Source organism: Shinella curvata (assembly GCF_022899935.1).
In the GTDB taxonomy this organism is placed as follows: Bacteria; Pseudomonadota; Alphaproteobacteria; order Rhizobiales; family Rhizobiaceae; genus Shinella; species Shinella curvata.
Genome location: NZ_JALJCJ010000002.1, coordinates 218,525 through 244,266 on the forward strand (window position 1 = coordinate 218,525; position 25,742 = coordinate 244,266).

A 25,742-nucleotide genomic window follows, 5' to 3' on the forward strand; every position below is an offset into this window, starting at 1 on the left:
GCCTTCTACTGCCGCTTGAAGCGCCGCCCGACCAGGTCGATCTGGAAGCGGGGGAAGATGAAGACGCCGATGATCGTGCCGGCGTATTTCTCCTCGAGACCCGTCGATTCGCCAACGCAGAACACCGGCTGGCGCGGCGCGCCGTCGAGATGGATCGTCGTGGAGAAGCAGAACGACGACGAGGAGGCCGCCGCCTGCTCGAAGAGTTCCAGCACGCGGGTGCGGTCCAGCGGCTCGTAGCAGCGGATGAGATTGAGCAGCCCGCAGGTGCGCTGCGTCAGGCCATGCGCCAGCGTCGCCTTCTCTCCCAGCGTGAACAGGCCATTGGAAAGATCGCCGGTCCAGCGCTCCGTCACGCAATACTGCGTCAACAGCTCGTTGTCCGTCTCGTCGAACTCCATCGAGCCCGGCAAAAAGGGCGATGAGAGATCAGTCTTGATTATTTTGAACACCTACGACCTCAGGCAGTTGCTCGAATTTGACCATCACGTCGCGTCCGGTGCGGCACGCAACATGCTAAAAAGCAGTGCCGGCTGACCTCCTCGAAGTCTGCCGCCCCCACTTTCTCATGAACTGAACTGCATCCGGCTCCGTCTGTGCATGCGGGTCGGACGTACGCGACAAAACCGCCGCTGCCTCTCCATTCAGGTCGTCGGCGGTTTTCATCAAAATCGTTCGGGATATCTGGCTGCACGATCAGCGGCAAGAATGATGCCGTTCCGCAGCGCCTGAACCCCCTGTGAATCTTTAAAGTTCACTTGGAGCGTCTTTATAGTGGGTTTTTTGATACCATCAACGGCTTTTTGATAATTATTGTACAAATGGTCAAAATCTTTTTTCCGGAAACGATACAGGTCCGGCCGCGCAATAAACAAAAAGGGCGGCCCGAAGACCGCCCTTTCCGTAACTGAACCGGATGGCTCAGATGCGACGGCTTTCGCCTATCACATCATGTCCATGCCGCCCATGCCGCCCATGCCGCCAGGCATGCCGCCCGGTGCATCCTTCTTCGGAAGTTCGGCGATCATGGCTTCCGTCGTGATCAGCAGCGAAGCAACCGAAGCGGCGTTCTGCAGGGCCGTGCGGACAACCTTGACCGGGTCGACGATGCCGAGAGCGATCAGGTCGCCGTATTCGCCGGTCTGGGCGTTGTAGCCGAAGTTGTCTTCGTTCTTGTCGAGGATCTTGCCGACAACGATCGAAGCTTCGTCACCAGCGTTCTCGGCGATCTGGCGAACCAGGGCCTGAAGCGCCTTGCGAACGATGTTGATGCCAGCTTCCTGGTCGTCGTTTTCGCCCTTGGCGGAGATCTTCGTGGAAGAACGGAGCAGAGCTACGCCGCCGCCCGGTACGATGCCTTCCTGAACGGCAGCGCGCGTCGCGTTGAGGGCGTCGTCGATGCGGTCCTTCTTTTCCTTGACTTCGACTTCCGTCGAGCCGCCGACGCGGATGACGGCAACGCCGCCAGCGAGCTTGGCAAGACGTTCCTGCAGCTTCTCGCGGTCGTAGTCGGAGGTGGTTTCTTCGATCTGGGCCTTGATCTGCGCGACGCGGCCCTCAATTTCGGCCTTGGCGCCGGCACCGTCGACGATCGTCGTGTTTTCCTTGGAGATCGAAACCTTCTTCGAACGGCCGAGCATGTCGAGCGTTACGTTTTCGAGCTTGATGCCGAGGTCTTCGGAGATGACCGTGCCGCCCGTCAGGATGGCGATGTCTTCCAGCATGGCCTTGCGGCGGTCGCCGAAGCCCGGAGCCTTGACGGCAGCGATCTTGAGGCCGCCACGCAGCTTGTTGACGACGAGCGTTGCGAGGGCTTCGCCTTCGACGTCTTCAGCGATGATGACGAGCGGCTTGCCGGTCTGGACGACAGCTTCGAGAACCGGGAGCATGGCCTGGAGGTTCGAGAGCTTCTTCTCGTGCAGGAGAATGAAAGCGTCTTCGAGGTCGGCGACCATCTTTTCCGGGTTGGTCACGAAGTAGGGGCTGAGGTAGCCGCGGTCGAACTGCATGCCTTCGACGACTTCGAGTTCGGTTTCGGCGGTCTTGGCTTCTTCAACCGTGATGACGCCTTCGTTGCCGACCTTCTGCATGGCTTCAGCAATATCGAGACCGATCTGCTTTTCGCCGTTTGCGGAGATCGTGCCGACCTGGGCGACTTCTTCCGAGGTGTTGATCTTCTTGGCCTTGGCCTGGAGATCCTTGACGACTTCGGCAACGGCGAGGTCGATGCCGCGCTTCAGGTCCATCGGGTTCATGCCGGCGGCAACAGCCTTGGCGCCTTCGCGAACGATGGCCTGGGCGAGGACCGTTGCGGTCGTCGTGCCGTCACCGGCGATGTCGTTGGTCTTGGAAGCGACTTCGCGAACGAGCTGGGCGCCCATGTTCTCGAACTTGTCTTCCAGTTCGATTTCCTTGGCGACGGAAACGCCGTCCTTGGTGATGCGCGGAGCGCCGAAGGACTTGTCGATGACGACGTTACGACCCTTCGGGCCGAGCGTTACCTTCACTGCGTCTGCGAGAACGTCGACGCCACGCAGCATTTTTTCGCGCGCGGTGCGGCCGAATTTGACTTCTTTGGCTGCCATTGTGTGAACTCCTGAAGAGGTATCAGCTGAATTGGAAAGGGACTACCGGCTAATCAGCCGATGACGCCCATGATGTCGGCTTCCTTCATGATCAGAAGGTCTTCGCCGTCGAGCTTGACTTCGGTGCCCGACCACTTGCCGAACAGGACGCGGTCGCCGACCTTGACGTCGAGAGCGACGATGGCGCCCTTGTCGTCACGGGTGCCGGTGCCGACGGCGACGATTTCGCCTTCCTGCGGCTTTTCCTTGGCGGTGTCCGGAATGATGATCCCGCCCTTGGTCTTTGCTTCGGATTCAACGCGACGAACGACGACGCGGTCGTGAAGCGGGCGGAAGGTGGTGCTTGCCATTGTCTAATCCCTCGATCGAATGACATTGCGGATCCCGGAATGGACCCGATGATTGATGTTAGCACTCGCCGTTTAGGAGTGCTAGCGGCCTTGAAGTAGGCGTCGGCGTTGTACGAGTCAAGAACGCCGCTCTCAAATTATTTTGCCTGCGATGGTTACCGCAGCCCGGCAGATGGGGGCGATGTCGCATGCCATCAAGTCAACTTCGTGAATTTCCGTCTCTTTCCCTGTGGGCAGGGCAAAATTGCGGGAAGAGGCTTGTTTTCTTTGTCCCGCTTTGCAATGTCAGCCGGGCTTCGACTTCGACACGGAACTTCCTGATGGCTGAACGCATCCAATCCTTCCGCGACATCGCCGCGCAGTACGACGTGGTGCTCTGCGACGTCTGGGGCGTGCTGCACAATGGCGTGGAGGTCTTCTCCCATGCCACCGAAGCGCTCGCCGAAGCGCGCAAGGCGGGGCTTACGGTCGTGCTCATCACCAATTCGCCACGCCCGCATCCGGGCGTGAAGGTGCAGATCCGCGGCCTCGGCGTCACCGATGATGCCTATGACCGCATCGTCACCTCGGGCGACGTGACCCGCGCGCTCATCGCCGAAGGGCCGAAGAAGGTCTATTTCATCGGCGCGGAAAAGGACCTGCCGCTGCTCGATGGCTTGAATGTCGAGCCTGTCGGCATCGACGAGGCCGGCATTGTCGTCTGTGCGGGCCTGCGCGAGGACGAGAAGGAGACGGTCGAGGATTATCGCGACGAGCTGACCGCCCTTGCGGCGCGCAAGCTGCCCTTCATCTGCGCCAATCCCGATCTCGTCGTCGAGCGCGGCCACAAGCTTATTCCCTGCGCCGGGGCGCTGGCGAAATTCTACGAGGAGCTGGGCTGCACGACGCAGATCGCCGGCAAGCCGCATCGTCCGATCTATGAGAAGTCGCTCTCCGAGGCGCGCGACGTGCGCGGCGCCTTCGATCTCGGCCGCGTCATCGCCGTCGGCGACGGCATGCCGACGGATGTGCGTGGCGCCGAAGCCTATGGCCTCGATGTGCTCTATATTTCGGGCGGCATTCACGCCCAGCATTATGTGGAAGCCGGCCGCACCGACGAGGCCAAGCTTGCCGCCTTCCTCGTCCAGGAAAACACCCACCCGAAATGGTGGATGCCCCGGCTTCAGTGACGGAGACGGTCGTCATGACGGTATTTCACAGGAACGAAACCCGGCAGCCGCTGCCCGAGCATCTGCGCGGCGGCGTCATCGCCATCGGCAATTTCGACGGCGTGCATCGCGGTCACCAGGCCGTCTTGGAGCGCGCGCTGGAGATCGCTGCGGCGCGCGGCATCCCGGCGCTGGTTCTGACCTTCGAGCCGCATCCGCGCACCGTCTTCCGACCCGACACGCCCGTCTTCCGCCTGACGCCCGCGCCGCTCAAGGCGCGCCTTCTCGAAGGCATGGGCTTTTCGGCGGTCATCGAATATCCCTTCGACCGCTCCTTCTCCGAAATCTCGGCGCATGACTTCATCCGCACCGTGCTGATGGACTGGCTGCATGCCTCCGAGGTCGTCACCGGTTTCGATTTCCATTTCGGCAAGGGCAGGGAAGGCGGCCCGGCCTTCCTGATGGCCGCCGGCCAGGACAACGGTTTTGGTGTGACGCTGGTCGATGCTTTCCGCGACGAGAACGCGTCCGTCATCTCCTCCAGCTTCATTCGTAAGCTACTCGGCGAGGGCGCGGTGGCCGAAGCTGCCGGTCTGCTCGGATATCACTATACGGTCGAGGCCGAGGTCATCGGCGGCCAGCAGCTCGGCCGCACGCTCGGCTATCCCACCGCCAACATGCAGCTTCCGCCGGAAGTGGAACTGCGCAACGGCATTTACGCCGTGCGCTTCCGCCGCCCGGACGGCAGCCTGCATGACGGTGTCGCCAGCTACGGCCGCCGCCCGACGGTGACCTCGAATGGCGCCCCGCTGCTCGAAACCTTCCTGTTCGATTTCTCCGGCGATCTCTACGGCGAAGTCTCCGCCGTCTCCTTCTTCGGCCATCTGCGCGACGAATTGAAATTCGACGGCCTCGACGCGCTCGTGGTGCAGATGAAGCGCGACGAGGAGGAGGCGCGGGCGCTGCTGTCGGGTGTGAAGCCCCTCGGGGTCATCGACCAGCGCCTCTGTTTCTGACCATGATGTCAGACGCGCCTTGCCCGCTCTATATTTTCCGTTCGGCGAATTTCGCGCCCTCTGGCAACACTGTTGTCACCATCGCGCCGATAGACCGGGTCGCCGCAGTCTATGGCGGCGAAGGGGGCGGTGGGTTGAGCGACGCTTTTGGCGGTGTGGCGATTTTCCTGAACGATGCGACCGGCGAGCGTTTTGCCGGCGTTTGGGGCGCGCGCAATGCATCGCGTTTTCGTCGCAAAATGCGTGAGAGCATACCGGTCGTCTTGCGGCGTGAAACGCCAGCGGTGCGGTTGGCCTTGTGGAGCGCATACGGCAAGCGGCCAGCGCGGATACGATGACGCCTGGGCAACATTCGTTTTGTGAGGCGATGAATACGGCGCCGCCGTCTTTTCAAACCCGCAAAAACGCCGTAAGACCGCGCGCATGATGCTCCACCGGCTGACCATCGATCTGCGAATTAGTGGCCCGGCCTTCCGCGCGCTCTGAGCGAGGCCGGAAGGTCCGGGATTTCGGGCGTTTCGAAAACGTCCCCGCCGTCGGTACCAGTACCTGACAATATTCCCCGCATGCGCAAACGCGCGCGAAAAGACGATAACCCTACCCATGACCGATACGCCTGAAAAAGTCGATTATTCCGCCACCCTCTACCTGCCGCAGACGGATTTCCCGATGCGCGCCGGCCTGCCGACGAAGGAGCCGGAAACGGTGGCCCGCTGGCAGCAGATGGGTCTCTACAAGAAGCTGCGCGCGTCCGCCGCCGGGCGGGAAAAGTTCGTGCTGCACGACGGCCCGCCCTATGCCAACGGCAACATCCATATCGGCCACGCGCTGAACAAGATCCTCAAGGACGTCATCAATCGCTCGTTCCAGATGCGCGGCTATGACGCCAACTACGTGCCCGGTTGGGACTGCCACGGCCTTCCGATCGAGTGGAAGATCGAGGAGAAGTATCGCGAGAAGGGCAAGAACAAGGATGAGGTTCCGGTCAACGAATTCCGTCGGGAATGCCGTGACTTCGCCACCGGCTGGATCAAGATCCAGGCCGATGAGTTCAAGCGCCTCGGCATCGAGGGCGACTTCGACAATCCCTATACGACGATGGCCTTCCACGCGGAATCGCGCATCGCCGGCGAACTCCTGAAGATCGCCAAGAGCGGCCAGCTCTATCGCGGCTCGAAGCCCGTCATGTGGTCGGTGGTTGAGCGCACGGCGCTGGCCGAAGCCGAAGTCGAATATGCCGACGTCGAGAGCGACATGATCTGGGTGAAGTTCCCGATCACGGAGGGTGCCGCCGACCTCAAGGGTAACTACGTCGTCATCTGGACGACCACGCCCTGGACGATCCCCGGCAACCGCGCCATCGCGTTTTCCTCGCGCTATCCCTATGGCCTGTTCGAGGTCGAAAGCGCGCAAAACGATTTTGGCCCGCAGCCCGGCGAAAAGCTGATCTTCGCAACGCGTCTTGCCGATGAGGCGGCCGCGAAGGCGAAGCTCACCTTCAAGTTCGTGCGCGACATCGCGCCGGAAGAACTTGGCGGACTTCTTTGCGCCCACCCGCTGAAGGATCTCGGTTACACGTTCCCGGTTCCGCTGCTCGACGGCGACCACGTCACCGACGATGCCGGCACGGGCTTCGTGCACACCGCGCCCAGCCACGGCCGCGAGGACTTTGACGCCTGGACGTCGAAGGCCCGCGAACTGGAAGCGCGCGGCATCTCGTCCAAGATCCCGTTCCCGGTCGACGATGCCGGCTTCTACACGGCGGACGCCCCCGGCTTCGACGGCGCGCGCGTCATGGACGACAACGGCAAGAAGGGTGATGCCAACGAGCGCGTCATCAAGGCGCTGATCGCCTCCAACACGCTGTTCGCCCGCGGTCGCCTGAAGCACTCGTATCCGCATTCCTGGCGTTCCAAGAAGCCGGTGATCTTCCGCAATACGCCGCAGTGGTTCGTCTACATGGACAAGGAACTCGGCGACGGCACCACGCTGCGCTCGCGCTCGCTGTCCGCCATCGACCAGACCCGCTTCGTGCCGGCTTCCGGCCAGAACCGCCTGCGCGCCATGATCGAGGGCCGTCCGGACTGGGTTCTCTCGCGCCAGCGCGCCTGGGGCGTGCCGATCGCCATCTTCGCCGACGAGAACGGCGAGGTGCTGGTCGATGACGCCGTCAACGCCCGCATCCTCGAGGCCTTCGAGAAGGAAGGCGCCGATGCCTGGTTCGCCGAGGGCGCCAAGGAACGCTTCCTCGGCAATGACCACGACGCGGCCAAGTGGACGCAGGTCATGGACATCCTCGACGTCTGGTTCGATTCGGGCTCCACGCACACCTTCACGCTGGAAGACCGCCCGGACCTGAAATGGCCGGCCGACGTCTATCTGGAAGGCTCCGACCAGCATCGTGGCTGGTTCCACTCGTCGCTGCTCGAAAGCTGCGCGACGCGCGGTCGAGCGCCCTACAATGCCGTCGTCACCCATGGCTTCACCATGGACGAGAAGGGCGAGAAGCAGTCGAAGTCCAAGGGCAACGTCGTCTCGCCGCAGGACGTCATGAAGGAATCGGGCGCCGATATCCTGCGTCTCTGGGTCATGACCACCGACTACTGGGAAGACCAGCGCCTCGGCAAGACGATCATCCAGACCAATATCGATGCCTATCGCAAGCTGCGCAACACGGTACGCTGGATGCTCGGTACGCTCGCGCACGACAAGGGCGAGGACATTGCCCATGCCGATATGCCGGAGCTGGAAAAGCTCATGCTGCACAGGCTTGCGGAATTGGATGCCATCGTGCGCGAAGGCTACGATGCCTTCGACTTCAAGAAGATCGCCCGCGCGCTCATCGACTTCTCCAATGTCGAGCTCTCGGCCTTCTACTTCGACGTCCGCAAGGATGCGCTCTACTGCGACGCCCCGTCCTCGCTGAAGCGCCGCGCCTCGCTCTGCGTCATCCGCAAGCTGTTCGAGTGCCTCGTCACCTGGCTCGCGCCGATGCTGCCCTTCACCATGGAAGAGGCCTGGCTGTCGCTGAAGCCCGATGCCGTCTCGGTCCATCTCGAGCAGTTCCCTGTGGTTCCGGCCGAATGGCGCAACGATGCGCTGGAAGCCAAGTGGGACAAGATCCGGCAGGTTCGCTCGGTCGTCACCGGCGCGCTGGAAATCGAGCGTCGTGAAAAGCGCATCGGTGCCTCGCTGGAGGCCGCCCCGGTCGTCTCCATCGCCGATCCGGAGCTTCTGGCCGCGCTCGACGGTCAGGACTTTGCGGAAATCTGCATCACTTCGGCTATCACGCTTGTGGCCGGCGAAGGTTCGGCGGATGCCTTCCGTCTTGGCGATGTCGCCAAGGTTTCGGTCGAGCCGAAGCTGGCCGAGGGTCAGAAATGCGCCCGGTCCTGGCGCATCACGACGGATGTCGGCTCCGACGCGGACTACCCCGACGTCTCGGCGCGCGACGCCGCAGCGCTGCGCGAAATCGGTTTTCGTCGCGCGGCTTAAGAACCTTCACTCTGTTGACGGCCGGTGAATCCGGCCGCCAACACCAGCGTGTGAATTGCGCTTGCGGTTTTCATCCGCTATTGCTGCCTGAAAATGGTCGGATTGTTCCGCCATGGCACGCTAGTCTATTGCCTGCTTGGGTTTCGGCGTACCGGCTCTGCTGGAAGGGTTTGATGGGAATGATGCGACATATTCGGGTGCATGCCGGACTTCTCGGCCTCATTGGCGGAAGCCTTCTCCTCACCGGTTGCATGGGCCCGACCTATGGCACGAGCAAATCGTCCGGCGAGCAGCTGCTGGACGACATCGGCAATGCCGTGATGATCCAGACGCCCGATGCAGAGCAGGCCAAGAAGATCCGCTACCAGCCGCGCGGCGCACTCGTCGTGCCGGGCAACAAGGAAGCGCTGGTCACGCCGCAGCAGTCCGTCGCCAGCAAGGACAATGCGGAGTGGATCGAAAGCCCGGAAGACATGCGCGACCGCCTGCGCGCCGAGGCCGACGAGAACAAGGACAACAGCCACTACCGTTCGCCGCTTGCCTCGCAGTCGACCACGAACCACAATCTGACGACCGCCCAGCAGACCGCCGCCTATCGTGAAGGCCGCCGGCTCCAGCAGGGTGCCTATTCCGACAAGCGCCGCTATCTGAGCGATCCGCCGCTCGACTACCGCCGCCTGCCCGAGGAGGCGCAGGCCGATCTCGGCGAGCCGGAAACGACGAAGGAACGCCGTCGCAAGAAGGAGGCGAAAGCCGCCAAGCAGACGGGGTCGAAGTGGTGGCCCTTCTAAGGTCATGACCTCCTACCGCATTCGTCCTGCTGTCGCGGCCGATGCCGCGATGATCCTGCGCTTCATCCGCGAACTTGCCGATTACGAAAACGCGCTGCACGAAGTTGCGGCGACGGAGGAGAGCGTCGTCGCCTCGCTGTTCGGCGAAGGCTCGGTCAGCCGAGCGGCAATTTGCGAAACCGTCGATGGCGACCCGGCGGGCTCTGCCATCTGGTTCAAGACCTATTCCACCTGGCAGTCGAAGAACGGCCTTTATCTCGAAGACCTCTATGTCACGCCCGCTCACCGCGGCGGCGGGGTCGGCAAGATGCTGCTGCGCCACCTTGCGCGCACCGCGCTTGCCGAGGGCTGCGGCCGTTTCGAGTGGAGCGTGCTCGACTGGAACGAACCGGCAATCCGCGTCTATGACGCGATCGGTGCCGAGCCCCATCCGGAATGGCTGCGCTATCGCCTGTGGGGCGACAAGCTGAAGGCTTTTGCCGAAGGCTGATTAGCGGCGCCCGGCGAAGAATTCCTTGAGAATATCGGCCGCCTCTGTGCCGCTCAGGCCGGAATACACATCCGGCGCATGGTGGCAGGTCGGCTGCGCGAAGAAGCGCACGCCGTTTTCGACCGCACCGCCTTTGGGATCGTCGGCTCCATAATAGAGCCGGCGGATGCGGGCGAAGGAAATCGCGGCGGCGCAGAGCGTGCAGGGCTCCAGCGTCACGTAGAGATCGGCCCCCGTCAGCCGCTCCTGGCCGAGTTTTTTCGCGGCCTCCCGGATCACGGCGATCTCGGCATGTGCGGTGACATCGTTTTCCGCGCGGGTGCGGTTTCCGGCCTGCGCAATGATCTCGCCGTTCAGCACCAGCACCGCGCCGACGGGCACTTCACCGCGCGCGCCTGCCGCGCGTGCCTCGGCCAAAGCGGTCTCCATGAAGCGATTTGTCATTGACGACACGAATTCCTCTTAACCCCGGACGCCTGACCTGATAGGACACGGCAAAACGCAGGCAGCACAAATGACATTCAAAGACAAGCCGAAACGGCCGGGCGACAAGCCCGCGGGCCGCGATTCCAAGCCGCGTGGCGCCGCATCGGCGGCCGCGGGCAAGAAACCTTTTGCGTCAGGCAAGAAGCCGGGAGCAAAGCCGTTTACCGAAAAATCCGGTCCGCGCGATGCGAAGCCGGCTCGTGCGGCCAAGCCGGCACCGCAGGTTTCGGCCAGCGCCGAACTGGCGCCCGAGCGCATTTCCAAGCTGCTCGCCCGCGCCGGCGTGGCCTCGCGCCGCGATATAGAGCGCATGATCATGGAAGGCCGGGTCAGCGTGAACGGTACGGTGCTGGACACGCCGGTCGTCAACGTGACTTTCGCCGACCGTATCGAAGTGGACGGCATGCCGATCCGCGGCATCGAGCGCACGCGCCTCTGGCTCTATCACAAGCCGGCCGGCCTAGTGACGACCAATGCCGATCCCGAGGGCCGCCCGACCGTCTTCGAAAACCTGCCCGAAGACCTGCCGCGCGTCATGTCCATCGGCCGCCTCGACATCAACACCGAAGGCCTGCTGCTGCTGACCAATGACGGCGGCCTTGCCCGCATGCTGGAGCTGCCGACGACCGGCTGGCTGCGCCGCTACCGCGTGCGCGCCCACGGCAAGATCGAACAGGCCGATCTCGACAAGCTGAAGGAAGGCATCGCCGTCGATGGCGTGCTCTACGGCGCCATCGAAGCGACGCTCGACAAGGCTCAAGGGTCCAACGTCTGGATCACCATGGGTCTGCGCGAAGGCAAGAACCGTGAGATCAAGAACGTGCTCGGCGCGCTCGGCCTCGACGTGAACCGCCTGATCCGCATTTCCTACGGCCCGTTCCAGCTCGGCGAATTACCCGAGGGCCATGCGCAGGAAGTGCGTGGCCGCACGCTGCGCGACCAGCTCGGCCCGCGTCTCATCGAGGAAGCCAAGGCCAATTTCGACGCCCCGCTCTTCGACCACAAGGGTGGCGACGAGGACGAGGCACCGGCCAGGAAGACCCGCGAGACGGCCGCACGTCCGGCCCGCGACGAGAAGCCCGGCGACCGCCGCGAGCAGGCCCGCGCACGTCTCGACACCAAGCGCGACGACCGTTTCGGCGATAAGCCGCGCAGCGGTGGCCGCGACCGCGGTTTTGGCGACAAGCCCCGCGGCGAGAGGTCGCGCGATGGCGACCGCGATTTCCGCGATCGCGACGAGGGCAACCGTTTCGACGCCAAGCCGAAGCACGAGCCGGCGGCGCGTGCCCGCAAGTCCAATGTCTGGATGGCGCCCGGCGCGCGTCCGGTAGCCGAGAAGAAGGCGGAGGCTGAGGAGAGCGTGAAGCGCGAGCCGCGCGACCGTCCCGAAGGCGCGCCGAAGACCAAGCGTTATGGCCGCACGGCCGATGGCGCCCAGACCCGGTCGGCCAAGAAATTCGATCCCGATCGCAAGGGTCCGGCCCGTGGCCGTCCCGGCGGCGACAAGGTCGAGAAGCCGCGCATCCTGAAGACGCGCGACGAGGATGGCGAGTGGATCCGCGCCAGCGAGACGGAAGGCCGTGACGAGGGTCGCGGTGGCTTCGGCCGCCAGCGCTCCGGCGCCGGCGACGATCGTGCCCCGCGCGGTTTCGGTGATCGTCCGCCGCGTGGCGACCGTTCCTTCGGCGATCGCAAACCGCGTGGTGATGGCGAGCGTTCCTTTGGGGATCGCAAACCTCGTTCCGAGGGTGAGCGTTCTTTTGGTGACCGCAAGCCGCGTTCCGAGGGCGACCGCTCGTTCGGTGATCGCAAGCCGCGTGCGGAAGGTGAGCGCTCCTATGGCGACCGTCCGGCTCGCGGGGACCGCAAGCCCCGCGCCGAGGGTGAGCGCGCTTTCGGAGATCGTCCGCCCCGTCGCGATGGCGGCAAGTCTTTTGGCGGCAAGCCGGGCGGTGGAAAGTCCTTTGGCGGTAAGCCGGGTGGTCGTCCCACCGGTGGCAAGCCGGCCGGCGGTCGCCCGCGCGGCAAGGGAAAGTAAACGAGCGTGCGGATCGTCGGCGGAGAGTTTCGCGGCCGTTCGCTCGCGACGCCGAAGTCGGATGATATCAGGCCGACGACGGACCGCACGCGCGAAAGCCTGTTCAACATCCTGAACCACGCTTATCCGGAAGCGCTCGACGGCACGCGCGTGCTCGATCTCTTCGCGGGCACTGGCGCCGTCGGCCTCGAGGCGCTGTCGCGCGGCGCGCGCGCCGTGCTCTTCGTCGAGCAGGGCGTCGAGGGCAGGGGTCTCCTGCATTCCAATATCGAAAGCCTCGGCGTGATCGGCCGCGCCAAGATTTTTAGGCGTGATGCCACCGCACTTGGCACCGTCGGCACGATGGAGCCGTTCGATTTCCTCTTCGCCGATCCGCCCTATGCCAAGGGGCTCGGCGAAAAGGCGCTGGATGCGGCGGCGCGCGGCGGCTGGCTCGTCGATGGCGCCCTTGCGATCCTCGAGGAGCGCGCCGATATTCAGCCTGCCGCCGTCGATGGCTTCGACCATCTCGAAGTCAGGACCTTCGGCGACACGCGCATGCATTTCTACCGCTACCGCTCCGGCTGATCTGATTTTGAGGAGACTTGAGCGATGACCGATGCCCTCGTTTCCCATCCTGCCTCGCAAAACAACGGCCCGACGGTCGCCATCGCCCTTGGCGGCGGCGGCGCGCGTGGGCTTGCCCATATCCATGTCATCGAGGTGCTGGACGAGCTCGGCATCCGCCCGGTGCTGATATCAGGTGCCTCCATCGGTGCCATCATGGGGGCGGCGATGGCCGCGGGCATGACGGGTCGCGAGATCCGTGAGCATACGCTGGCGACCATCGGTCGTCCCGGCCAGATCATGAACCGGCTCTGGAGCCTGCGCCCGACAGGTCTGTCCGAAATGGTCGCCGGCGGTTTTCGCATGGGCCAATTCAATCTGGAGCGCGTGCTCAAGGCCTTCCTGCCGGATCGCCTGCCGCAGACATTCGAAGAGCTACCGATCCCGCTGAAGGTGATCGCGGCGGATTATTACGCCCAGTGTGAATGCGTGCTGGAGAGGGGGCCGCTCTTCCCCGCGGTTGCAGCCTCCGCCGCCTTGCCCGCCATCTTCCGTCCCGTCGTCATCGGCGGGCGTGTGATGATCGACGGTGGCCTGTGGAACCCGGTGCCTTTCGATCATCTCGCCGGAAAGGCGGATATCACCATCGGCGTCGATGTCGTCGGCCAGCCGCCGGCCGGCACGGCGGAGGTCCCTGGCAGCATCGACAGCCTCTACGGCGCCACCCAGCTCACCATGCGCTCCATCGTGACGCTGAAGCTGGAAAAAGGCGCGCCCGATATCTTCCTGCGCCCCGATGTCGGCCGCTTCCGCGTAATGGATTTCGCCAAGGCCGAGGAGGTGCTGGCGGCATCGGCGGGTATTCGCGATGAGCTGAAGCGGGCGCTTAGCGAAAGGTTTTTCGCGCGCGGTTAGGCGCTCTCTTCCTCATCTGCTTCGGCCTGCGTCTTCTTCTTCGGCTTCACCAGCGGCTCGGGCTTCACCGGTTTTGAATGCAGCATGTGGCGCCCCGCCGAAATCCCCTCGGCGGCCTGCAATTCCAGCCGGGCCACGTCGCGGCGGCGGATGTCGTCGCTGATGGCGAGTGCGTCGTCCGGCTCCACGCCCAGTTCCTCCAGCGTTTCCCGGCCGAAGACGAGTGCGGATTCAAAGGTTTCGCGCACATCGTGCTGCACGCCGCGGGCGCGCAGCGAGAGCGTGTGGACACGGTCGTAGGAGCGGGTGAAGATCGTCGCGTTGGGATATTCCGATTGCACGAGATCGACGATACGGTCGGTCGACGCCTTGCCCTGCGTGCAGATGGCGACGATCTTGGCGCGCTCGATGCCGGCGGCGCGCAACACGTCCTTGCGCGTGCCGTCGCCGAAATAGATGCGGAAGCCGAAATTCGCCGCCTGGCGCACGCGGTCCGTCGAATGGTCGATGACGGTGACGTCGCGCCCGCCGGCAAGAAGGATCTGTGCGGCGATTTGGCCGAAGCGCGAAAAGCCGATCATCAGCACGTCGGCACCCGCGCCCTCGAAGTCCTCCTCCATCTCCTCCTCGATATCCGCGACGAGCAGGAAGCGGGACAGGGCGGCGGCGATCGGCGTCAGCGCCATGGAGATCGTCACGACGGCGATCAGCAGCGAGGCGAGGCCGGCGGAGAAGATGCCGGCGGCAGAGGCCGCGGTGAACAGCACGAAGCCGAACTCGCCGCCCTGCGGCAGCACGAGCGCGATGCGCACCGCATCATTGTTCGGGGAGCCGGTGAAGCGGCAGAGGCCGTAGATGACGAGGCTCTTCACCAGCATCAGCGCCGGCGTCGCAACGAGGATGAGCAGCCACCGGTCGAAGATGACGTCGAGATGCAGCGACAGGCCGACGGCCATGAAGAACAGGCCGAGCAGAATGCCGCGGAACGGTTCGACATCCGCCTGCAACTCGTGGCGGTAGGACGAATCGGCCAGCAGCACCCCGGCGAGGAACGCGCCCATGGCCATGGAGAGCCCGGCCATCTGGAGCAGCATGGCGGCGGCGAGTACCACGAAGAGGGCGGCCGCGATCATCGCCTCGCGTGCGCCGGTGCGGGCGATGACCTGGAAGAGAGGGTTCAGGAGATAACGCCCTGCGACGAGCAGGGCGGCGATCGCCGACAGCGCGACGAGAAAGTCCTGCAACGCGGTTGTCGTGTCCTCCGGCGCCTGTTCGGCCAGGAGCGGGATCAGCGCCAGAAGTGGCACGATGGCCAGATCCTGGAGCAGCAACATGGAAAAGGCGCGCTGGCCATAGCGTGTGTTGGTGTCGCCGCGCTCGTCGAGGATCTGCATGGTGAAGGCGGTGGAGGACAGCGCGAGGCCGAAGCCGATGATCAGCGCCCCGTCCCATCGCTCGAGACCTGCCATCAGCGTCAGCCCCGCCAGAACGAGGCCGGTGACGACGACCTGTGCGGTGCCGAGCCCGAAAATATCGTGCCGCATCGCCCAGAGGCGGGAGGGCTTCAGCTCAAGGCCGATGAGGAAAAGCAGGAAGACCACGCCGAGTTCGGCGACCCCCAAAAGCTCCTCGCCATCGCGGATCTGGTGCAGGATCGGGCCGATCACCACACCGGCCGCAAGATACCCGAGAATGGTGCCGAGACCCAGCCGTTTGAAGATGGGGGCGGCGAGCAGGGCACCCCCGAGCATCAGGAGAACCTCGTTATAGGGGCTGTGGGTATAGGCCATGCGGCAGGGCTTTCTCAGGAAGGAGCACGCGTCGAGGGCAAAAAAGAACGCTCGCCCTTGATGCCTGTGTCGGCGCACAATAAATGGGGCATCAAAGAAAGGCCAAGTCATGTCACAGACGATCGATTCCGCAAGCCTTCTCGCGCGCGCCGGCGAACTTATCGACCGCGCCATCCAGGCGGGGGCGGATGCGGCCGATGCCGTTGTCGTACGGGGGCGGTCCTCGTCGGTGAGTGTCCGGCTCGGCAAGGTCGAGGGCACGGAGGCCTCCGAGAGCGACGACTTCTCGCTGCGCGTCTTCGTCGGCAAGCGCGTTGCCAGCGTCTCGGCCAATCCCGGCTTCGACCTGAAGGTGCTCGCCGAGCGTGCCGTGGCCATGGCCAAGGCCTCGCCGGAAGACCCCTATGCGACGCTTGCCGCCGAGGCCGATCTTGCAAAGGACTGGCCGGACCTTGAGCTCTACGACCCGACCGAGGTCTCCGCCGAGCAGCTGAGCGACGCGGCGCTTGCCGCCGAAGCCGCGGCACTCGCCGTGTCAGGCGTCACCAATTCCGGAGGGGCCGGGGCCTCGGCCGGCATGGGCGGCCTGGTGCTCGCCACTTCGCATGGTTTCTCCGGCGCCTACAGCGCCAGCCGCTTCGGCCGCTCCGTCAGCGTCATCGCCGGCGAGGGCACGAAGATGGAGCGCGACTACGACTTCGATTCGACCCTTTATTTCGCCGAGTTGCGTGATGCAGGCGAGATCGGCCGCGAGGCCGCTGCGCGTGCCGTGCGCCGCATCAATCCGCGCCAGGTTCCGACGGCGAAGAATGTCACCGTTGTCTATGATCCGCGCGTGGCGCGCGGCATTGCCGGCCATATTGCAGGCGCCATCAACGGCGCCTCCGTCGCCCGCAAGACCAGCTTCCTGCGCGACCGCATGGGCCAGCAGGTCCTGAAGGCGGGCCTCTCCGTCACCGACGATCCGCTGATCGTGCGCGGCTCCTCCTCGCGGCCCTTCGATGGCGAGGGGATCACCGGAAAACGCCTCGCGATGATCGAGGACGGCGTACTGCAGCACTGGTTCCTCTCCACCTCCACCGCCAATGAACTCGGTCTCAAGACGAATGGCCGCGGCGTGCGCGGCGGCACCTCGGTCAGCCCCGCCTCGACCAATCTCGCGCTGGAGCCGGGCGACATTTCTCCCGAGGACCTCATTCGCTCGGTCGGCAACGGTTTCTATGTCACCGAGCTGATCGGCCAGGGCGTCAACATGGTGACGGGTGAATACAGCCGCGGCGCCTCCGGTTACTGGATCGAGAACGGCGAGCTGACCTTCGCCGTCTCGGAGGTCACCATCGCCTCGAACCTCACCGACATGTTCCTGCGCATCACGCCGGCCAACGACATCGACCGCTCGTTCGGTGTCGCCGCGCCGACGCTCGCCATCGAGGGCATGACGCTGGCCGGGACGTGAGACCATGCCCGACGCCGCCACATGGACAGCCGATCTCGACCTTCTCGTCGGCGCCGCGCGCCTTGCGGGCGCCCGTGCGCTCGATTTCTTCCGCAAGGGACCCGAGGTCTGGTGGAAGAACGGCGGGCGCTCACCGGTCAGTGCCGCCGATTTCGCGGCCAATGACATCCTGAAGAAGGAACTGCTTTCGGCCCGGCCGAATTACGGCTGGCTCTCGGAAGAGACCGATGACGATGCCAACAGGCTCGGTCGCGAGACGGTCTTCGTCATCGACCCGATCGACGGCACACGCGCCTTCATCGCGGGCAAGGACATCTGGTGCGTCAGCGCCGCTATCGTGCACAAGGGCCGCCCCGTCGCGGGCGTGCTCTTCGCGCCCTCGCTCGACGAAGTCTTCACGGCGGCCGAGCATGGGCCGGCGCTGAAGAACGGCAAGCCCATCTTCGCAACGGAGCCGGATGCGGCCCGCCCGACGCGCGTTGCCGCTCCCGAGGACATGGCTCATGACATCCAGCGTCATCTGGAAGGCGGCGTGCAGCGCATCGCGCATGTGCCCTCGCTCGCCTACCGTCTTGCCATGGTGGCGGACGGGCGGATCGATGCGACATTGGTGAAACGCAATGCGCATGACTGGGATCTGGCGGCCGCCGATCTCATCCTGGCACGGGCCGGCGGCGGGCTGGTGACGCTCGACGGGGCGCCGCTTTCCTACAACCGGCCGGCCGTCAGCCACGAGACGCTGGCGGCTGCCGGCTTGTCCCGGCTTTCCGGGCTTGTCGCGGCCTCCCGGCACCTTGCCGGCCATTGACCTTTGATGCGGAATACCGCAAACCGTCTGCCGAAATCGGATCAAAAAAAGAGAGAAACATGACCGACTCGAAAGAACCCAAACAGCTTCTTCATCTCGTTTTTGGCGGCGAGCTGACAACCCTTACCGACCTGCAGTTCCGCGATCTCGACAAGCTCGATATCGTCGGCATCTTCCCGGACTATGCCAGTGCGCTCGTCGCCTGGAAGTCCAAGGCGCAGCAGACCGTCGACAATGCGCATATGCGTTATTTCATCGTGCATATGCACCGCCTGCTGGACCCGCAGCAGGGCTGAGACGCGTTTTCGCCACCGTTCCGCGCGATTGAGGTCGCGCCGAACCCAGGAGCCGACCTCCATGATGCCGAACATCCCGAAAGCCGCAGCCAAGCTGGCCTGCCCAGAGGTAACCCGCCGATGAGCAGACGGCTCGCCCGCGCCGCGCTTTCACTGTACCGCTGGGGCGGCGTCGCGCTCTATCCGATCGTCGGGCCATACCTGGCCTACCGCATTGCCAAGGGCAAGGAAGAACGGTCGCGCCGCCGCGAGCGCTATGGTGTCGGCGGCGTGCCGCGTCCGCCCGGTCCGCTCGTCTGGTTCCATGCGGCGAGCGTCGGCGAGACGCTCGCCATCGTGCCGCTGGTCAAGGAAGTGCGCCGTCGCGGCATCGCAGTGCTGCTCACGACGGGCACGATCACCTCGGCGAAGGTCGTGAAGGAGCGGCTCGGCGCCGGCGTCATTCATCAATATGTGCCGCTCGACATGAAGCCGGCGATCAGCCGCTTCCTCGAATATTGGCACCCGGACCTCGCCATCATGGCGGAGTCCGAGATCTGGCCGACGACCATTCTGGAGCTCGGAAAGCGCCATATCCCGCAGGTGCTGGTCAACGGCCGCATTTCGGACCGCTCCTTCCCGCGCTGGAAACGGCGCATGGCGATCGCCGATGCGATCTTCGAGAATTTCGCGCTCGTTATCGCCCAGTCGGAAACCGACGCGGACCGCTTTCGCACGCTCGGGGCGCTTCCGGTCATGGTTTCGGGCAACCTGAAGGTCGACACGGATGCGCCGCCGGTCGATCAAGCCGTGCTGAAATCCTATCTCGACCAGATCAGGGGCCGGCCCACCTGGGCGGCGATCTCGACCTTCGAGGGCGAGGAGGCGGCGGCCGGCAATGTGCATCGTGTCCTCAAGGAGCGCTCGCCCGGCCTGCTCACCATCATCGTGCCGCGCCATCCCGAACGCTGCGACGCCATCGACGACATGCTGACGGCCCGCGGCATCAAGGTCGCACGGCGGACACGCGGTGACGCGCTGACGCCGGACACGGACGTCTTTCTCGGTGATACGATCGGCGAAATGGGGCTTTACCTGCGCATGACCGAGATCGCCTTTGTCGGCCGCTCGCTGACAGCCGAGGGCGGGCAGAACCCGCTGGAGCCGGCCATGCTCGGCTGCGCGGTCCTTTCGGGCGGCAATGTGCAGAATTTTCGCGAGGCCTACCAGCAGCTCGCCCGCAACGGCAGCGCCAAGATGGTGCGCGACGTGGAAATGCTGGCCAAGGGCGTGCATTACCTCCTGATCAACGAGGCGATGCGCAAGCAGATGATCGAGGCGGGACAGGAGACCGTGCAGGAAATGCGCGGGGCGCTGAAGGCCACGATCAAGGGTCTCGAACCCTATATCAATCCCCTCACGGTGAAGGCGCGGCTGCATCCGCGCCAGACGTCCTGAAAGGACTAGGGCAACATGACCAAGGCGGCGACGATATCAGGCATTCTCTTCGACAAGGACGGCACGCTGCTGGACTATGCCAAGAGCTGGATCCCGGTGAATTATGAGCTCGCCCGCATCGCCGCCGCCGGTGACGAGGACCTGTCGCGCAAGCTTCTGATCGCGGGCGGCATGGATCCGGATACGGGCTATGTGAAGCCGGACAGCCTGCTTGCCGCCGGCAATACGGTGGAGATCGCCGAAGGCTTCGTCGGTGCCGGTGCGCCGTTCACGATTGAAGCGCTCACCGAGCTTTTCGACGGTCTCTTCGCCAATTCCGCGCAACTCGCCGTGGCCGTCACGGATCTTGCCCAGTTCTTCGCCACCCTGCATGCCCGCGGCTACTGGCTCGGCGTCGCCTCCTCCGACAACGAGGCTTCGATCCGCGCGACGGCCAAGCGCTTCGGTTTCGATGGCTACCTGCACTATGTCGCCGGCTATGACAGCGGCTACGGCGTCAAGCCGGAGCCCGGCATGGTGCTCGGCTTCTGCGCCGCGACCGGCCTTGAGCCGCACCAGGTCGCCATGGTCGGCGACAACAACCACGATCTCCACATGGGCCGCAGCGCCGGCACCGGCCTTACCATCGCGGTGCTGACGGGCACGGGCTCACGGGAATCGCTCTCGGCCGCGTCGGACTATTGCCTCAACGACATCACCGAGCTCGTACCGCTCTTCCCGGAAGCGGCGCCCGCGCGCCCGGCGGCGTGAGTGGCCCTGTCGCTGTTTTGACGCCGCCAAACGCTCTCCGACAGTTGATTTTCGCCGTCGTCTCGCGTTTTCTGGCGCGACGACCGGGTCGGGATGCCCGCGGGGAACTGCAATGGTAAGTGAAGCGCCGCCGTTCTGGTGGACGAAGCCGGACTGGCGCGCCTATGCGCTGTGGCCTGTCTCCTGCCTCTATGGGCTGATCGCCGGGCGGCGCATGCGCAAGGGCCGCCGTGCCGATGTGCCGGTGCCCGTGATCTGCGTCGGCAATTTCACCGTCGGCGGGGCCGGCAAGACGCCGACGGCCATCGCACTCGCCCGCGCCGCCAAGGCGCGCGGCCTGAAACCTGGATTCCTGTCGCGCGGCTATGGCGGTTCGCTGGATGTGACGACCGTGGTCGATCCGCACCACCATCGCGCCCGCGCCGTCGGCGACGAACCGCTGCTGCTTGCCCGCGAGGCGCTGACGGTCATTTCCCGCAAGCGCGTCAAGGGCGCCATGAAGCTGGTGGAGGAGGGCGCCGATCTCATCATCATGGATGACGGCTTCCAGAGCGCCCGGCTGACTTTCGACTATGCGCTGGTGGTCATCGACACGCGCCGTGGCATCGGCAACGGCCATCTCGTGCCGAGTGGGCCGGTGCGCGCGCCGCTTTCGGAGCAGATGCGCCAGGCGAATGCGTTGCTCGCCATCGGCAATGGTGATGCTGCCGACCGGTTGATCCGTCAGGCCGCCCGCGCCGGCAAGGCGATCCATTCGGCGAGCCTCGTCACCGTCGGTGCGGAGGACCTGAACGAGCAGGTCGTCATGGCGTGGTCGGGCATCGCCGACAATGAGAAATTCTTCCGCACGGTCAACGAGACGGGCGCACATCTCTATGTCTCGCGCGGCTTTCCGGACCATCATCATCTCAGCGATGACGAGGTGGAGGAGATCCTCGACCATGCCGAGGCGCTCGGCTACCGCCTCGTCACCACCGCAAAGGACGCCGTGCGCCTTTCCGGCGGTCACGGTCGCTCGGAGGAGCTGAAGGAAAAAAGCCGGGTGATCGAGGTGGAGATCCGCTTCGACGACCCGAAAGGCCCCGATGCGATCATCGACGCGGCGATCGCCAGCGCCCGAAAGCGCAAGCTGCACCGGCTGGCGGAAAAGGACAGGACGAAGGTCTAGCGCTTCTGGTTCGGAAGCGCGCCGGCGCGCTTTTCCGCATCCAGCGAGGCGGCGCAGGTCGCATAGGCTTCCTGCCGCGCCACGCTCCAGTAGCGCAGTTCATCCACCGGGATGATCTCGCCGGTCATGGCGCAGGTGACATGCGAGCCCGGCATCAGGATCTGGAAATCGCCGTCGAGATAGCGGATCTTCGCTTCCCGGCTGCCGCCGCGGCCTTCAAAACGGTTCATCATCGATTTCAATATCCGTATCATGTGATGCCTATGCCATATCGTGGCGAAGGCCAAAATTCCAGTGCTTTCCGGGCTAGCTCCGGCCGAACAGCCGCTCGATGTCGGAAAGCTTGAGCTCGATATAGGTCGGCCGGCCGTGGTTGCACTGGCCGGAGCCGGGTGTCGCCTCCATCTGGCGCAACAGCGCGTTCATTTCCTCCGGCCGCATGCGCCGGCCGGAGCGCACCGAACCATGGCAGGCCATGGTGGCGGCGAGGTATTCGAGCTTGGCCTTCAGCCCGCTTGCCGTATCCCACTCGGCAAGCTCGTCGGCCAATTGGCGAATGAGGCCGGCCGCATCCATCTCGCCCAGCATGGCCGGCGTCTCGCGCACCGCAATCGCTCCCGGTCCGAAGCGCTCGATGCCGAGGCCGAGCTTGGCGAATTCGTCGGCATGGGCGACAAGCCGGTCGCAATCGTCCTCCGGGAGATCGACGATCTCGGGGATCAGCAGGGCCTGCGCCGGCACGGCGCGCGCATGCAACGCGTTGCGCATCGCCTCGAAGACGAGGCGCTCGTGGGCGGCGTGCTGGTCGACGATGACAAGGCCATTTTCCGTCTGCGCGATGATGTAGTTCTCATGCAGCTGCGCGCGTGCGGCCCCGAGCGGGTGGCTCTGCGGCGGTTCTTCCTCGCGGGCGACGGATGAGGGCGTGAAAGTCGGTTCGCTGCGCGCCGAAGGGCTGGCGAATTCGGCGAAGCCCGCCTGCTGTTCACGGAAGGATGTCGCGGGGGCGGCTGCCGGCGCGTAAGGCCGGTAAGGCGAGGCGGACGGTGTCCAGGGCGTGGCGGGCCGCTGCGCTTCCGGCCGGAAGGCACGCATCAGGCCGGCGGCGCCCGTCGTGGACGCGCGGTCGCCTTCGCGGGCGAGCGCCTCGCGGATCGCGCCGATGATCAGGCCGCGCACCAGGCCGGGATCGCGGAAGCGCACATCGGATTTCGCCGGATGCACATTGACGTCGACCAGCGCCGGATCGATGTCAATGGCAAGCACTGCAACCGGATAGCGCCCGTGCGGAATGGTCTCGGCATAGGCGGCACGCAAAGCGGACCAGATCAGCTTGTCCTGCACCGGCCGTCCGTTGACGAAGGCGAACTGGTTGAGGCTGTTGCCACGGTTGAAGGTCGGTACGCCGGCAAAGCCGGTCAGCCGTACGCCCTCGCGCTCCGCATCGATCTCGATGGCATTGTCGCGGAAGTCGCGGCCGAGCACCTGCGCGATGCGGGCGAGCCGGTCCGTTCCGGTCGCCGGGAATTCCAGCGTCGTGCGGTCGGAGCCAGACAGCACGAAACGCACATGCGGAAATGCGATCGCCATGCGCCGCACCACGTCGGAAATCGCCGAGGCCTCGGCCTTCTCGCTCTTCAGGAATTTCAGGCGCGCGGGCGTGGCGAAGAACAGGTCGCGCACCTCCACCACGGTGCCGCGGTTGGCGGCGGCTGGGCGCACCGGCTCCACCTTGCCACCGTTCACGCTGATCTCGGCCCCTTCGCCGGCCTCGGCCGTGCGGCTCAGGAGCGAAAGCCTTGCCACCGAGCCGATCGAGGGCAGCGCCTCTCCGCGGAACCCGAGCGTGCGGATGTCGGTGAGATCCTTGTCGAGCTTGGAGGTGCAATGCCGGCGGATCGCCAATTCGAGATCGGCAGGCGCCATGCCGCCGCCATTGTCGGTGACACGCAGCAGCGTCTTGCCGCCGCCCGCCGTCGCGATCTCGATGCGTGTCGCCCCGGCATCCAGCGCATTCTCGATCAGCTCCTTGGCGGCGCTCGCCGGGCGTTCGATCACTTCGCCCGCAGCGATCTGGTTGATGAGGGTTTCGGAAAGCTGCCTGATGGTCATGCCGCCATTTTCGCGGATTCGCCGTCGTCCCGCCAGTGGCTTCCGCGGCTTATCCCGGCTCCATCCTGACGGCGGCTTGAAATCGTTTAATCAGGCTTTAATAAAATGCTGCGAACGTGCTCCTGCGCTTGTATGACCGCAAGCCGGCCGGGTTCCCGGTGGACGATTTCAGCGTCGCTGGCCGCTGTCATTCCCAAGTCCCAAGGCGTTTGCGCGCCGATCAGCATGTTTCATGGGAATGCCAGACAGGCGAGGACTGCCACAATGAATGATGTAGCGTCACCAGACGCGAACATCCGGCTGGGAATGTTTGAGGCCGCGTGCGATATCCTCGCCGCCGCCGTGATCGTCTATGACAAGAACGATTGCCTCGTTTTCGCCAGCCGCCAGGTCCTGCGCTATTTCCCCATTCATGCCGATACGCTGAAACCCGGCACGCGCCTGCGCGACGTGCTCGGCGCGATCTTCGATACCGGCGTCCGTTACGGCATTCCCCCGGAACAGCGCCACAAGGCGGTCAACCGCGAGGAGTGGGTCTCCGCGCAGATCTCCGTGCACTGGCGCGAACAGTATGACGCGGTCGAGCGGCTGAGCCGCGACCGCTGGCTGCATTTCCGCAAGCGCCGCCTGCCGAACGGCTACAATGTCACCACTTTGGTCGACGTCTCCGAGCAGAAGAAGCAGGAAGAGCAGTGGCGCTCCGATCTCGACCGGATTGCGCTGACCGAGGAAATCCTTCAGACGGTGCCTTCGCCTGTTATCGTCAAGGACCGCAACCTCACCTATATCGCCGCCAACAAGGCGTTTTGCACCATCTACAATGCGACGCCCGAGGGCATTCTCGGCCGCACGGTCTGGGATCTGGCGGACGCGGAAAACGCCGAGCGCATCGAGCGCAGCGACCGCATGGTTCTGGAAACCGGCGAGCCGTTCGTTCTGCCCGAACATGTCATCCGGGCCGACGGCTCCGACCTTTATGTCATCACCCGCAAGCATCGCATCGGCGCGCCGGGCCACCATGTCGTCGTGACGGTCATGGACGACGTGACGGCACTCGTCGCCGGGGCGGCGTCCGTATCGGACGAGGGGGACACGTTGCTGCGCGTGCCGGGCGGCTTCGTTGAGGGGCAGAACTGTTTCGATCCGGTGCGCGATGCCGAGCGCCGCCTCCTGCTGGAGCAGCTCGGCGCGGAAGACCTGCGTGCCCTTCCCGGCAAGCGCGTGCTGATCGCGACGCCCAACACACGCATCGAGGAGATTTTGGTCGGCGAGTTCAAGGCGCGCGGCGGCGATTGCTGCGCGGTGCGCAGCCGTTACGAGTTCGACGGTTTCCTGACGCTTGCCGCCAAGCACGGGCTCGCAATCGATCTCATCATTCTCGACGACAACATGCCGGATTACCAGGCGATGTTCGACCACGGTCAAGACATTGCCACACGGTTGATCACGCCCGATGGAATCGGTCCGGATTTCATGCGCGCCCTTGTCGAAGAACACGAGTTGCTGTCGGAAAACGGCTCGCCGCTCGGCGATATCCTCACGCCCGTCTCCTTCTCCGACGACTGGTACATCGCGACCGACATCACGGCGATGCTGCCCGCTGCCGTCGGTGATGTCGAGGTGCTGGTTGCCGAAGACAACCAGATCAACCAGTTCGTCTTCTCGCAGATCCTCGAAGGCCTCGGCATTTCGCACCGCATCGCCGAGAATGGCGAGGAGGCGGTGATGCTCTGGCGCAAACACCAACCACGCCTCGTCCTGATGGATATCTCCATGCCTGTGATGAACGGCATCGATGCGGCCAAGGAAATCCGGCAAGCGGAGGAGCTCACCGGAACCCATACGCCCATCGTCGCCGTCACCGCCCAGGCGCTGAATGTCGACATGCAGAACTGCATGGATGCCGGCATGGACGACTACATCACCAAGCCGGTCAGTCCCGACATGATCGAGGCGATATATCGGCGCTATGCCGCCGGGAAGCTGGAGAAGTCCGTCGCATAGAGCATTTCCGGCCCAAGCGAGATCGCTTCGGCGTCGGATGCTCGAGGCAAGGTCCGCGAAA

Annotated in this window: 23 protein-coding genes; 16 read left to right on the top strand and 7 right to left on the bottom strand. The window is 64.6% G+C overall.

From position 1 onward, the window contains the following. Positions 1-5 precede the first annotated feature (5 nt). The 3 genes from MUU55_RS07025 to groES all read right to left on the bottom strand — a co-directional run bounded on the left by MUU55_RS07025 (position 6) and on the right by groES (position 2,935). Positions 6-452, bottom strand: a complete 447-nt coding sequence (locus tag MUU55_RS07025) for a hypothetical protein (RefSeq protein WP_244760074.1) — start codon at positions 450-452, stop codon at positions 6-8. 492 nt (positions 453-944) lie between these two features. Then, on the bottom strand, positions 945-2,585 hold the full coding sequence (gene groL, locus MUU55_RS07030) for a chaperonin GroEL (protein ID WP_244760075.1): 1,641 nt from the start codon (positions 2,583-2,585) through the stop codon (positions 945-947). A gap of 53 nt (positions 2,586-2,638) precedes the next feature. Continuing rightward, positions 2,639-2,935: a co-chaperone GroES gene (gene groES / locus MUU55_RS07035; protein ID WP_117368581.1), complete on the bottom strand. Its 297-nt coding sequence runs from the start codon at positions 2,933-2,935 to the stop codon at positions 2,639-2,641. Between the two features lie 320 nt (positions 2,936-3,255). Between groES and MUU55_RS07040 the strand changes: the two genes are divergently transcribed. The 6 genes from MUU55_RS07040 to MUU55_RS07065 all read left to right on the top strand — a co-directional run bounded on the left by MUU55_RS07040 (position 3,256) and on the right by MUU55_RS07065 (position 9,875). Further along, on the top strand, positions 3,256-4,104 hold the full coding sequence (locus MUU55_RS07040; protein ID WP_244760076.1) for a TIGR01459 family HAD-type hydrolase: 849 nt from the start codon (positions 3,256-3,258) through the stop codon (positions 4,102-4,104). A 14-nt stretch (positions 4,105-4,118) separates the two neighbouring features. Next, a complete protein-coding gene (locus MUU55_RS07045) occupies positions 4,119-5,099 on the top strand; it encodes a bifunctional riboflavin kinase/FAD synthetase (RefSeq protein WP_244760077.1) in 981 nt (326 codons plus the stop codon). Between the two features lie 2 nt (positions 5,100-5,101). Continuing rightward, a complete protein-coding gene (locus MUU55_RS07050; RefSeq protein WP_244760078.1) occupies positions 5,102-5,437 on the top strand; it encodes a hypothetical protein in 336 nt (111 codons plus the stop codon). Positions 5,438-5,702: 265 nt separating this feature from the next. Beyond that, positions 5,703-8,594, top strand: a complete 2,892-nt coding sequence (ileS, locus tag MUU55_RS07055; protein WP_244760079.1) for an isoleucine--tRNA ligase — start codon at positions 5,703-5,705, stop codon at positions 8,592-8,594. A gap of 173 nt (positions 8,595-8,767) precedes the next feature. Next, positions 8,768-9,385 (top strand): hypothetical protein, encoded by a 618-nt coding sequence (locus MUU55_RS07060; protein ID WP_244760080.1) that lies wholly within the window; start codon positions 8,768-8,770, stop codon positions 9,383-9,385. Positions 9,386-9,389: 4 nt separating this feature from the next. Continuing rightward, on the top strand, positions 9,390-9,875 hold the full coding sequence (locus tag MUU55_RS07065) for a GNAT family N-acetyltransferase (RefSeq protein ID WP_244760081.1): 486 nt from the start codon (positions 9,390-9,392) through the stop codon (positions 9,873-9,875). On the opposite strand, the gene MUU55_RS07070 is transcribed toward MUU55_RS07065, so the two are convergent. Further along, positions 9,876-10,319 (bottom strand): nucleoside deaminase, encoded by a 444-nt coding sequence (locus MUU55_RS07070; RefSeq protein ID WP_244760884.1) that lies wholly within the window; start codon positions 10,317-10,319, stop codon positions 9,876-9,878. It abuts the gene before it with no gap. 70 nt (positions 10,320-10,389) lie between these two features. Between MUU55_RS07070 and MUU55_RS07075 the strand changes: the two genes are divergently transcribed. Genes MUU55_RS07075 through MUU55_RS07085 form a run of 3 tightly spaced genes read left to right on the top strand, consistent with a single transcriptional unit; the run spans position 10,390 to position 13,860 of the window. Further along, positions 10,390-12,399 (top strand): pseudouridine synthase, encoded by a 2,010-nt coding sequence (locus tag MUU55_RS07075; protein WP_244760082.1) that lies wholly within the window; start codon positions 10,390-10,392, stop codon positions 12,397-12,399. 6 nt (positions 12,400-12,405) lie between these two features. Then, on the top strand, positions 12,406-12,966 hold the full coding sequence (gene rsmD, locus MUU55_RS07080) for a 16S rRNA (guanine(966)-N(2))-methyltransferase RsmD (RefSeq protein ID WP_244760083.1): 561 nt from the start codon (positions 12,406-12,408) through the stop codon (positions 12,964-12,966). Between the two features lie 24 nt (positions 12,967-12,990). Next, positions 12,991-13,860 (top strand): patatin-like phospholipase family protein, encoded by an 870-nt coding sequence (locus tag MUU55_RS07085; protein WP_244760084.1) that lies wholly within the window; start codon positions 12,991-12,993, stop codon positions 13,858-13,860. Here the strand turns inward: MUU55_RS07085 and MUU55_RS07090 are convergent. Beyond that, positions 13,857-15,650: a monovalent cation:proton antiporter-2 (CPA2) family protein gene (locus tag MUU55_RS07090; protein ID WP_244760085.1), complete on the bottom strand. Its 1,794-nt coding sequence runs from the start codon at positions 15,648-15,650 to the stop codon at positions 13,857-13,859. The two genes, MUU55_RS07085 and MUU55_RS07090, sit on opposite strands and share 4 nt — an antisense overlap. A gap of 109 nt (positions 15,651-15,759) precedes the next feature. Here MUU55_RS07090 and MUU55_RS07095 point away from each other — a divergent pair, with 109 nt between their 5' ends. From MUU55_RS07095 to lpxK, 6 genes are all read left to right on the top strand, one after another. Continuing rightward, positions 15,760-17,106, top strand: coding sequence for a TldD/PmbA family protein (locus MUU55_RS07095; protein ID WP_244760086.1), 1,347 nt, complete (start codon positions 15,760-15,762; stop codon positions 17,104-17,106). A 4-nt stretch (positions 17,107-17,110) separates the two neighbouring features. Then, positions 17,111-17,914, top strand: coding sequence for a 3'(2'),5'-bisphosphate nucleotidase CysQ (locus tag MUU55_RS07100; protein ID WP_244760087.1), 804 nt, complete (start codon positions 17,111-17,113; stop codon positions 17,912-17,914). Between the two features lie 59 nt (positions 17,915-17,973). Beyond that, the gene (locus tag MUU55_RS07105; protein ID WP_244760088.1) at positions 17,974-18,210 is read left to right on the top strand and encodes a DUF4170 domain-containing protein; all 237 of its coding nucleotides are present in this window, start codon (positions 17,974-17,976) and stop codon (positions 18,208-18,210) included. A 120-nt stretch (positions 18,211-18,330) separates the two neighbouring features. Beyond that, positions 18,331-19,647 (top strand): lipid IV(A) 3-deoxy-D-manno-octulosonic acid transferase, encoded by a 1,317-nt coding sequence (gene waaA / locus MUU55_RS07110; protein WP_244760089.1) that lies wholly within the window; start codon positions 18,331-18,333, stop codon positions 19,645-19,647. Positions 19,648-19,662: 15 nt separating this feature from the next. Next, a complete protein-coding gene (locus MUU55_RS07115) occupies positions 19,663-20,397 on the top strand; it encodes an HAD family hydrolase (RefSeq protein WP_244760090.1) in 735 nt (244 codons plus the stop codon). 112 nt (positions 20,398-20,509) lie between these two features. Further along, complete coding sequence (lpxK, locus tag MUU55_RS07120) at positions 20,510-21,565, top strand: tetraacyldisaccharide 4'-kinase (protein WP_244760091.1); 1,056 nt, start codon at positions 20,510-20,512, stop codon at positions 21,563-21,565. Here lpxK and MUU55_RS07125 read toward each other — a convergent pair. Both MUU55_RS07125 and mutL read right to left on the bottom strand, forming a co-directional pair. Then, on the bottom strand, positions 21,562-21,795 hold the full coding sequence (locus MUU55_RS07125) for a DUF2093 domain-containing protein (RefSeq protein ID WP_244760885.1): 234 nt from the start codon (positions 21,793-21,795) through the stop codon (positions 21,562-21,564). The genes lpxK and MUU55_RS07125 overlap by 4 nt on opposite strands. Positions 21,796-21,871: 76 nt before the next feature. Then, entirely contained in the window at positions 21,872-23,677 is a 1,806-nt protein-coding gene (gene mutL / locus MUU55_RS07130; protein ID WP_244760092.1) for a DNA mismatch repair endonuclease MutL, read from the bottom strand. 264 nt (positions 23,678-23,941) lie between these two features. On the opposite strand from mutL, the gene MUU55_RS07135 reads away from it, so the two are divergent. After that, positions 23,942-25,681, top strand: coding sequence for a response regulator (locus MUU55_RS07135; RefSeq protein WP_244760093.1), 1,740 nt, complete (start codon positions 23,942-23,944; stop codon positions 25,679-25,681). Positions 25,682-25,742: the final 61 nt, after the last annotated feature.